The organism is Streptomyces sp. NPDC003042 (assembly GCF_053591315.1).
On record NZ_JBSFTP010000081.1, the window covers coordinates 23,395 to 33,248 of the forward strand.

Genomic DNA, 9,854 nt, shown 5'->3' on the forward strand with positions numbered 1-9,854 from the left:
TAATACCGGCGTGATCATTGACGACGGGATCTTGTTCCGGCAGGCCGAGGAGAAGGACGCCGGCACGCTGGCGCAGCTGTACGACCGGGCCGCCCGCTGGATGCGGAACAACGGGATCGACCAGTGGAAGCCCGGCGAGAAGGACGCCGCGCACTTCCTGGCGCGGATGCGCGACGGGGAGGTGTGGCTGGCCTCCGACGGCGACGGACACACCGTGGGCGCCTACGAGTTGTGGTGGTCCGACGAGGAGGCCTGGGGGATCCAGCCTCCCGTGGCGGGCTACGTGCACCGGCTGATGGTGGAACGCGAAGCCGCGCCCGCCGGGGCCGGCCGGCGGCTGCTCGAACATGCCGAGCGGCGGATCGCCAGGACCGGCCGCGAACGGGCGCGGCTGGACTGTCTCTCCACCAACCCCCGGCTGCTCGCGTACTACCAGGGCGCGGGCTACCGGGTGGCCGGGGAGTTCCCCCACAAGGAGGGCAAGGACGGCAGGATCTACGGGGTGATCCTGCTGGAGAAGCGGCTGGACCGGCTCACCGCCGTGTGAGGTCGCGGGTGAAGACGGCGACCGTACGGGCCGGGGTCGTGAACTCTCCTGTCGTGGTGTCGTAGGCGGCGGACTTGACGACCGGGTCCGCCCCCGACGCCTGGGCCGGGTGGAGGGCGTAGGCGGTGCCCGCGAGGGCGGGGACGCGCTGGGGCTGGGCGGTGGGGGTGGCGTTGAAGACCACCACCAGGTCACCGAGGGACATGGTGATCACGCCGGGGGTCTCCTCCCGACCGGAGAGCGGGAAGGACAGCTTCGTCTGGACGGCGTCGGCCGTGGTGAGGGCGAAGGCGCCTTCCGTCGTACGGATCCTCAGCAGGTCGCGGTAGGCGGCGGAGGCGGAGCCGATCTCGGCGCAGCCGGGGGCCGGGCCGGTCAGCAGCGGCTTCGCGTACAGCCACTTCGAGGCGTTGTCGGCGGCGGGCGGCAGGCCGCGGCCGAAGCCGTTGCCGTCCTCGCAGTCCCAGTGGATGGCGTTGAACCAGTCGCCGCTGTCGTAGGAGTTGCGGTCCAGGGACTTCGAGCGGAGCAGGTCGGTGCCCGCCTGGGACAGGGCCGGGCCCTGGGAGAGGGCGGCCGTCGCCATGGCCAGGACCTGCATGCGGGCCTGGTCGGCGGCGGGGGTGCCCTGCGGCAACTTGTAGGTGAGGGCGTCGGCGAGGGTCTCGTTGTCGTGGGCGTCCACGTAGGCGAGGGCGTCGCCGGGCGCGGCGGCGTAGCCGGCCGGGGCGCCGTTGTAGTCGACGTCCGCGCCCTTGACCCGGCGGCCGGCGGTGTCGGTGAAGGCGTAGGAGGAGAGGTTGCCGGACAGGCCGACCTTGATCAGGTCCTGGGCGTGCAGGAGACGTGACTTCTGCTCGGCCGGGGTGCCGTTGGCGGGTGAGCCGTTCGGGGTGGTGAACAGGCCGGAGGCGAAGCCCTGCACGCGGGGGTCCTCGTCGAAGGGGCCGCCGCCGCGCACCGCGTCGCGCGCGCGGTCGGAGAAGGTGGCGATGCCGGTGCCCGCCATGTTCTTCTGCGTGGCCTGGACGAAGCGGGCGTCGTCGGCGACCTCGCCGAAGTTCCAGCCCTCCCCGTAGAGGACGATCTTCTTGCCGTCGACCCCGTCCTTGGCGGGCGTCAGCTCGTCGAGGGCCTTGCGGACGGCGAGGATGTTGGCCTTCGGGTGGTGGCCCATCAGGTCGAAGCGGAAGCCGTCGACCTTGTACTCCTTCGCCCAGGTGACGAGGGAGTCCACGACGAGGCGGCCCATCATGGCGTTCTCGGGCGCGGTGTTGGCGCAGCAGGTGGAGGTGGCGACGCTGCCGTCGGGCAGCAGCCGCTGGTAGTAGCCGGGGACGATGCGGTCGAGGACGGACTTGTCCGACTGGCCGGAGGCGACGGTGTGGTTGTAGACCACGTCCATGACCGTGCGCAGGCCCGCCCCGTTCAGCGACTGGACCATCTTGCGGAATTCGACCGTACGGGCCGTGCCGTTCGGGTCGCTCGCGTACGAGCCCTCGGGGACGGTGTAGTGCAGCGGGTCGTAGCCCCAGTTGTACGCGTCCTTCGCGGCGGCGGCCGCCACGCAGGCCTGCTGCTCCTGCGAGTCGGGCGCGTAGACCTTGAGGTCGCAGGCGGGCTCGGTGCGGTCGGCGGGCTTCTCGGGGATGGTGCCGATGTCGAAGGCGGGCAGGAGGTGGACGTAGGAGGTGCCGGCGGCGGCGAGGCTGCGCAGGTGCTTCATGCCGGCCGACTCGGTGTCCGTGAAGGCGAGGTACTGGCCTTGGTGTCCGCTGGTGCGGTCCGCGACCGAGAAGTCGCGGATGTGCAGTTCCTGGATCTGGGCGGAGGTGAAGGGCACGGGCGCGGGCTTGGCCAGGTCGCGCCAGCCGGGCGGGGCCAGCTTGGGGTCGGTGAGGTCGACGGCCAGGCTGTGCGTCGAGTCGGTGGTCAGGGCGGTGGAGTAGGGGTCGGTGACGAGGTTGCGGACCACCTGGCGGACGCTCGGCGCCCAGACCGTGACGGCGTAGCGGTAGGGCTTGCCGGTCCAGGAGCGCTCGCCGCGCACCGACCAGACGCCGGTGGCGTCGTCGCGGCGCATGGCCACGGTGCGGCCGTCGAGTTCGAGGGCGACCTGCTGGGCGGTCGGGGCCCAGACGGAGAGGGTGGGGCGGCCGTCCTTGAAGACCGGGCCGAGCGGTGCGTTCGTCGTGTACAGGTCGTCCAGTACGCCGGCGAGCTGCACGCCGGTGGCGGCCAGGACGGCGCCGTTGGCGGCGCGGGCGCTCGCGACGAGCTGGCCGCGCAGGGCCTCGCGGACGTGGTCGCGGTCGCGCGGGTCGACGGTCCAGGCGGTGTACGCCGCCAGGTGCGGGAACTTCTGCTTCTGGGCGGCGGTCAGCTCGGACGGGGACAGGCGCAGCCACCGGGCCTGGGCCTGGCCGGTCAGGGTGCCGTTCTCGGCCTTGACGGCGCCGTCGCGGGAGGCGAGGAGCTGGACGGAGGCTGCGGCGGCGGGCGCCTTCCAGGCGAGGGTGTCGCGGTCGATCCAGACGGCCTCGGACGTGGTGAGGTCCAGGGCGGCGGCCGAGCCGGCGGGCTGCGGGAGGAGGTACTTCTCCCGGCCGCCCAGCATCCAGATCTCGTGGCCGGTGGCCTTCAGGTCCAGGGACTGGTCGGAGGGGAGGTCCTTCTCGTCGCCCTTGTGGAGGATGTAGCTCAGCGAGGTGGCTCCGGCCGCGAGGGGGACCTCGTAGACCGCGCCGTAGGTGTCGGTGCGGACGGGCAGCAGCGGCTTGGACCAGTCGGTGGGGTTCGCGGCGCCGGCCCAGACGTGCAGGCCCCAGCCGTCGTAGGCACCGTCGGGGCGCTGGTAGTGCAGCACGGCCTTGGACTGGTCCTGCGGCGGGTAGGCGGGGCGCTCGGTGCGGACGGGCTCCTTGCCCTGCTCCAGCCAGATCTCGCCGGTCTTCGTCACGTCGAGGGTGCGGTCGGCGGCGACGTCCTTGGTGCCGTCCTTGTCGATGACGAGGTAGCTGACGGAGGAGGCGCCGGGCTTGAGCTTGACGTGGGCGAAGGCGCCGTAGGCGTCGCGGCCGGTGAAGCCGTGGCCGGACGGCCAGGGAGTGGCCTCACCCTCCGCGATGTCGCCCCAGGCGTAGAGCCGCCAGTTCGTGTAGTCGCCGTCGGGACGGTTGTAGTGGACGACGGCGTAGTCGCGCTGGACGGCGGTCGGGACCTCGGTGGGCGGGGTCCGGTCGGCAACGGATTCGGCGAGGGCGCTCGCGGTGCGGCCGGTGGCGTCGATGACGACGGCCTTGTACCGCAGCGGTGTGCCCTGTGGCACTGCAATGTGCTGCGTGACCTTGTAGGGCGCGTGGTCGGCCGAACCGAGCACCTGCCACTTGTCATTGCCGCTCTGCGCGGCGAAGACGACCCGGTTCAGGCCGCCGCCGCTGACGTCGGCGGACAGCTCGACGGTGCCGGTGGCTCCGGGGGCCGGGGCCTTGAGGGTGAGGGCGGGCGGAGCGGTGGGCGCGGCGAGCGGCGCGGTCGCCTGGAGGACCACCGAGCCGAGCGCGGGCACGTTGACGGTGAGCTTGCCCGCCGCCGAGGCGCGGATCAGCGCCGTGCCCCCGTAGAGGGTGCGGTACTGGGCGCCGGCCGGGGCGTCGATCTCCACGGTCCGGGCCTCGGCGCCATTGTTCGCGGCGACCAGGTATTCGGTGCGGGTCTTGGGGTCGGTGCGGGCGAAGGCGTACACGGAACCGTCCGCCAGGCGCTCGCTCTGGATTCCGTCGCGCAGGGCCGGGTGGGCCTTGGTCAGCTTCGCGAGAGCACTGATCTGCTGGTAGAGCGGGTGCTGCGGATCGAAAGCATCGCTCGCGTGGGTGCGCGCCGTTCCGAGCTGGTCGTCGTCCAGATAGTCGGCGACCCGGGACGCGAACAGGGGCTGGCGGGAGTCCTTGTCCCCGCCGGCGCCCGTGAAGCCCTGCTCGTCACCGGAGTAGACGACCGGGTTGCCCCGGGAGAAGAACATCAGCTCGTTGGCGAGCCGGTAGCGGTCCAGCAGCTCCTGCTCCCCCGCCCCGGGCCGGTCCTGCTTCAGGAAGGTCCCGAAGCGGCCCATGTCGTGGTTGCCGAGGAAGGTGACCTGCTCGTAGGCGTTCGCCTTGTCGGTGGTGTACCGGAAGTCGTCACCGAGCACGGAGCCCAGCCGCCCGGCCGCCGCGCCCTGGGAGGCGTACGCGCGGATCGCGTCCTGGAGCGGGAAGTCGAGCGTCGCGTCCAGGCGCCCGCGCGTCACGTACGGGGAGGTGACGGCGGTGTCGGCGGAGTAGACCTCGCCGAACATGAAGAAGTCGTCCCGGCCGCGCTTGGCCGCGTACGTGTCGAGGGCGGTGGCCCACTGCGTCCAGAACTCGGTGTTGACGTGCTTGACCGTGTCGATGCGGAAGCCGTCGATGTCGAAGTCCTCGACCCACTTCTCGTAGATCTTCTCCATCCCGCCGACGACCTCGGGGCGTTCGGTCCACAGGTCGTCGAGACCGAAGAAGTCGCCCTGCCCGGAGGACTCCCCGGCGAAGGTGGAATCGCCCCGGTTGTGGTACATCGTGAGGTCGTTGAGCCAGCCGGGAACCTTGAGGTTCTTCTTCGCGTCCGGCACGAACGGCGTGCGCGGGAAGGACTCCCCCGACACCTTCGGGAACTTCTGCTTCCCGTCCGCGGCCGCTTTTGAATCAAACGCAGTGGCGTCGTCGAACGGCACGCCGTCCTTCGTCAGATAGGGGAACGCCCCCTTCGACAGGTACGAGTAGGACGCTTCCCGGTAGTCGACGACATCGGCGGTGTGGTTGGTGATGACGTCGAAGAAGACCTTCATCCCCTTCCCGTGCGCCTTGTCGATCAGCCGCTCCAGATCGGCGTTGGTCCCGAAGTGCGGGTCGACCTGGGTGAAGTCGGTGATCCAGTAGCCGTGGTAGCCGGCCGAGACGTCGTCATCCTTGCCCTGCACCGGCTGGTTCTTGAAGATCGGCGCCATCCAGATGGCAGTCGTCCCCAGCCCCTTGATGTAGTCGAGCCGGTCGGTGAGCCCCTTGAGGTCGCCGCCCTGGTAGAAGCCCTTGTCGGTCGGGTCCAGGCCGGTCTCCAGCCGGGTGCCGGTCAGGCCGCCCCGGTCGTTGCGCGGGTCGCCGTTCGCGAACCGGTCCGGGAGCACGAAGTAGAACTGCTCGCGGGTCAGGTCGTGCCGGGCCGGTTCGGCGGCCAGCTTCGCGTCCGAGGGCGGCGCGGGGGGCCGGGCCGCGGCAGCGGCGGGCAGGGCGGGCAGGAGCGTCACGGCCAGGCTGGCGGCGATCACTCCCGCGGCGGGGCGTTTCACGGCAGGTCTCCTCGTGTACGGGGTGAGGGCCGCCCGGCGATTGGCGGGGGGATGGGTGCCGGGCGGCCCTGGTCTGAGGGTCTTGATCGAGCTGGGGGAGGTCAGCCGCGCCAGGTGTCGGTCAGCGTGACCTTGCCGTTCGCCGGCACGGTCGCGGTGCGGTTGGCGCCGCTCTCCCAGGTGACGTTCCCGGCGGCGTCCTTGCGGACGTACTTGTACGCGAAGGCCGTACCGGCCGGGAGCGTGACGTCGAGCTTCCAGACGGGGTAGGCCGCCGGGTCGAGCTTGAGGGCGCTGCCGGTGTTCCAGCCGCCGAGTTCGGCGCGGTCACCGGTGACGTGGATGTTCTCGCCGGGGGCGGTGGTGGCGCTGACGGCGAAGGAGGCACCGGTGGTGACGGGCGCCGGAGTCTGCGGAGTCCCGGAGCAGGTACGCGCGTTGACGTGCAGGGCGACGGCGGTACCGGCCGCGACGGTGGCGGTGAACCGGCCGCCCGAGTCCACGGCGACCGCGCGGCCGCTCTGCACGTCGCAGTAGTCGCCGGCCGGCAGCGAGGTCTGGAAGGTGCGGGTGAGCGCGGATCCCTCGTGGTTGATCGCCACGTACGCCTTGGCGCCGCGCCCGAAGGCGATCTGGTCGCCGCCGTTGTCCCACCAGTTGGTGACGGACTGCCCGCGCGCCGCGTTGCGGAAGCCGACCATGGAGGAGATCTCCCGCCAGCTGTGCTGGCACTTCCACCCGTCGGCGTAACAGGCGTTCACCGCACCGCCGTTGGGCGGTCCGGCGTCCGTGTCGCTCCACTCGTAGCCGGAGTGCACGTCGGGAGACCCGTAGGGCCAGGCCAGCATGAAGACGTTGGCGAGGGTGTAGTGGGCGCCGTCCTTGTAGCTGAGGGTGTCGCCGCCGCGCTCGGTGTCGTGGTTGTCGACGAAGACGGCGGACTGCCCGCTCGGCATGTGGCCCCAGGCCTCGCCGAAGTTCTTCAGGTAGGCGAGGTTCTCGTTGTGGAAGACCCGCTTCAGGTCCCGCGCATAGCGGAACTCCTGCACGTCGCCGTTGCCGAGGTACTCGGACGGGGACACGGCCTCGCCCGCGCCGAAGATGGCCTCCTGCTTCCAGTAGACGCCGGGGTTCGTCAGCCGCGACTTGATGTTGGCGAGGTCGGCGGCGGGCATGTGCTTGGCGGCGTCGATCCGGAAGCCGTCGACCCCGAGGGAGAGCAGGTCGTTCAGGTACCCGGCGATCCGGCCCCGCACGTAGTCCTCACCGGTGTCCAGATCGGCCAGCTGCACCAGCTCGCAGTTCTGGACGTTGCCCCGGTCCTGGTAGTTGGAGATCACCGACCGGCAGTCGTCCATGTCGGAGCCGGAGTAGATCCCGGGATAGTTGTACTTCGTATACGAAGTCCCGCCGGTGCCGGTGCCGTCGCCGGCCGCCATGTGGTTGACGACGGAGTCGGCGACGACCTTCACGCCGGCGGCGTGGCAGGTGTCGACCATGGATTTGAAGGCGGTGCGGTCGCCGAGGCGGCCGGCGATCTTGTAGCTGACGGGCTGGTACGAGGTCCACCACTGGCTGCCCTGGATGTGCTCCTGGGGCGGCGAGACCTGGACGTATCCGTACCCGGCGGGGCCGAGGGTGCCGGTGCAGGCGGCGGCCACGGAGTCGAACTTCCACTCGAACAGCACGGCGGTCACGTCGCGGTCGCCGGGGGGTGCGGCCTGGGCCTGCGGCGCCTGGGCGGTGAGGGTCGCGGCGGCGAGTGCGGTGACTGCCAGCAGGGTTCTGCGGGTGCGGGGCATGTGGGGCCTCCTGGCGGGGAGAGGTGGGGATGCTCGCGACCGTAGGGGTCGGACCTCCGCCCTGCAAGGCTTTGCGCAAGAGATTGCACAATCGTTTCCGCCACGTGTCCTGCCGAGACGCCCGAGCCAACCTCCGCCGGAGGGGCGGCGCCTGGGGGGCAGCTGAGGAACACCCCTCACACCACTGCCTGGAACTGACGGGCCGTCCACCCACCCTCGACGCGGGACGCGACATCACGTACCCGACGGCGCGGCAGCGGGTACGACACGCGCTGCGGGGCGGTGCTGGACGATGTCGGACAGCCCGGCGGGGGAATCACGCCGGGCGCGCGACCGCTCCCGACACGCGAAAACGACCTACGAGACGGGCTCCCTGCGCCGGTATTACCCGGATCAGGTAGTGGGGGTCGCCTTCCGGTCTTGCGACCTTCCGGCCTCTCAGCCCAACCGTCGACGTCGGCCCCGGCGGTCTCAAGCTCTCCGCCGAAGTCGGCTACTCCGGTTGAACTCCCTCGCTCATCCCGTAGGCCTATATCCAGAATAGCGCTCCAGAGGCCGGATAAAAGGGGTCATACCATGATTTTTTTACCGGCGCCAGGTGGGCCCGACGACCAGGGCAGCGGCTCAGGCCGGGGCCTGGCCCGTCGAGCCGCGGACCACCAGTTCCGGCTGGAAGACGTACTCCGTGCGCTGGACCGGCGTACCCGCCACCGACTCCAGCAGAGCCCCCACCGCGGCCGTCGCCATCGCCCGGACCGGCTGGCGCACCGTCGTCAGCGGCGGATCCGTGAACGCGATCAGCGGAGAGTCGTCGAAGCCGACCACCGACACGTCCTCCGGCACCCGCAGCCCCCGCTCCCGCACCGCGCGGATGACCCCGAGCGCCATCGGGTCGCTGCCGCACACGATGCCGGTGCAGCCCCGGTCCAGCAGCGCGCCCCCCGCCGCGTGGCCGCCCTCGACCGTGAACAGCGTGCGCTGGATCAGCCCTTCGGAGACGGCGGCGGGCAGCGCGGCCACGAAGCCCTGCTCCTTGCGCGCCGACGGCACGTACCGCGTCGGGCCGATCGCGAGCCCGATCCGCCGGTGCCCGAGCTCCTCCAGGTGCCGTACGGCCATGGTCGCCGCCGCCCGGTCGTCCGGGGAGACGAACGGGGCGCTGATGCGCTCGTTGAAGCCGTTGATCAGCACGAACGGCACCCCGCGCGCGGCCAGCCGCTGGTACCGCGCCGGGTCCGCCGCCGAGTCGGCGTGCAGGCCCGACAGGAAGACGATCCCGGTGACCCCCCGCTCCTCGAGTTGTTCCACCAGCTCGTCCTCGGTGGCTCCGCCCGGGGTCTGCGTACACAGCACCGGGGTGTACCCGTGCCCGGCCAGCGCCTGCTCTATGACCTGCGCGAACGCCGGGAAGATCGGGTTGGTGAGTTCCGGGATCAGCAGCCCCACCAGGCCGTTGCTGCGCCGTTTCAGCCGCACCGGCCGCTCGTAGCCGAGCAGGTCGAGCGCGGCCAGCACCTTGTGCCGGGTGCCGACCGCCACGCCCGCCTTGCCGTTGAGCACGCGGCTGACGGTCGCCTCGCTGACCTGGGCCTGCGCGGCGATGTCCGTCAGCCTCAAGGGGGAGGTCACCCCTGCCACCACACCGCCGTGTCGGCGGGGAGCGTGCCCGGCTCCGGGAGGTCCGCGCTGGCGAGCAGCACCGTGCCGGGGGTGGCGTACGAGACCGGCGCGTCCGTCGTGTTCACGGTGCAGACGAAGTCGCCGCGCCGGAAGGCCAGTACCCCTGCCGGGGCGGGCAGCCACTGAACCGCGTCGCCCGCGCCGAGCGCCGGGTGCGCGCGCCGCACCCGCAGCGCGGAACGGTACAGCTCCAGGGTGGAGTCGGGGTCACCGCTCTGGGCGGCCACGCTCAGCCCCGCCCATTCGGCCGGCTGCGGCAGCCAGCTGCCACCGGTCCCGAAGCCGTACGGGGCCTCCTGCCCCGACCACGGGATCGGCACGCGGCAGCCGTCGCGCAGCCCGTCCTGCCCGTTGGCCTTGAAGAAGGAGGGGTCCTGGCGTACCTCGTCCGGGAGGTCGGTGACCTCCGGCAGACCGAGCTCCTCGCCCTGATAGACGTACGCCGACCCGGGCAGCGCCAGCA

5 protein-coding genes are annotated in these 9,854 nt (G+C 71.4%); 1 reads left to right on the forward strand and 4 read right to left on the reverse strand.

The window, feature by feature from the left end:
* Positions 1-10: 10 nt before the first annotated feature.
* The gene (locus ACWDYJ_RS29765) at positions 11-547 is read left to right on the forward strand and encodes an N-acetyltransferase family protein (protein ID WP_451568680.1); all 537 of its coding nucleotides are present in this window, start codon (positions 11-13) and stop codon (positions 545-547) included.
* Here the strand turns inward: ACWDYJ_RS29765 and pulA are convergent.
* From pulA to ACWDYJ_RS29785, 4 genes are all read right to left on the reverse strand, one after another.
* Positions 534-5,909, reverse strand: a complete 5,376-nt coding sequence (pulA, locus tag ACWDYJ_RS29770) for a pullulanase-type alpha-1,6-glucosidase (protein ID WP_451568681.1) — start codon at positions 5,907-5,909, stop codon at positions 534-536. The genes ACWDYJ_RS29765 and pulA overlap by 14 nt on opposite strands.
* A gap of 101 nt (positions 5,910-6,010) precedes the next feature.
* A complete protein-coding gene (locus ACWDYJ_RS29775) occupies positions 6,011-7,711 on the reverse strand; it encodes a carbohydrate-binding module family 20 domain-containing protein (RefSeq protein WP_451568682.1) in 1,701 nt (566 codons plus the stop codon).
* Between the two features lie 624 nt (positions 7,712-8,335).
* Positions 8,336-9,349 (reverse strand): LacI family DNA-binding transcriptional regulator, encoded by a 1,014-nt coding sequence (locus ACWDYJ_RS29780; protein ID WP_451568683.1) that lies wholly within the window; start codon positions 9,347-9,349, stop codon positions 8,336-8,338.
* Positions 9,337-9,854, reverse strand: a 518-nt coding sequence (locus ACWDYJ_RS29785; RefSeq protein WP_451568684.1) for an alpha-amylase family glycosyl hydrolase, incomplete at its 5' end; no start/stop codon positions are given. The genes ACWDYJ_RS29785 and ACWDYJ_RS29780, both read right to left, overlap by 13 nt.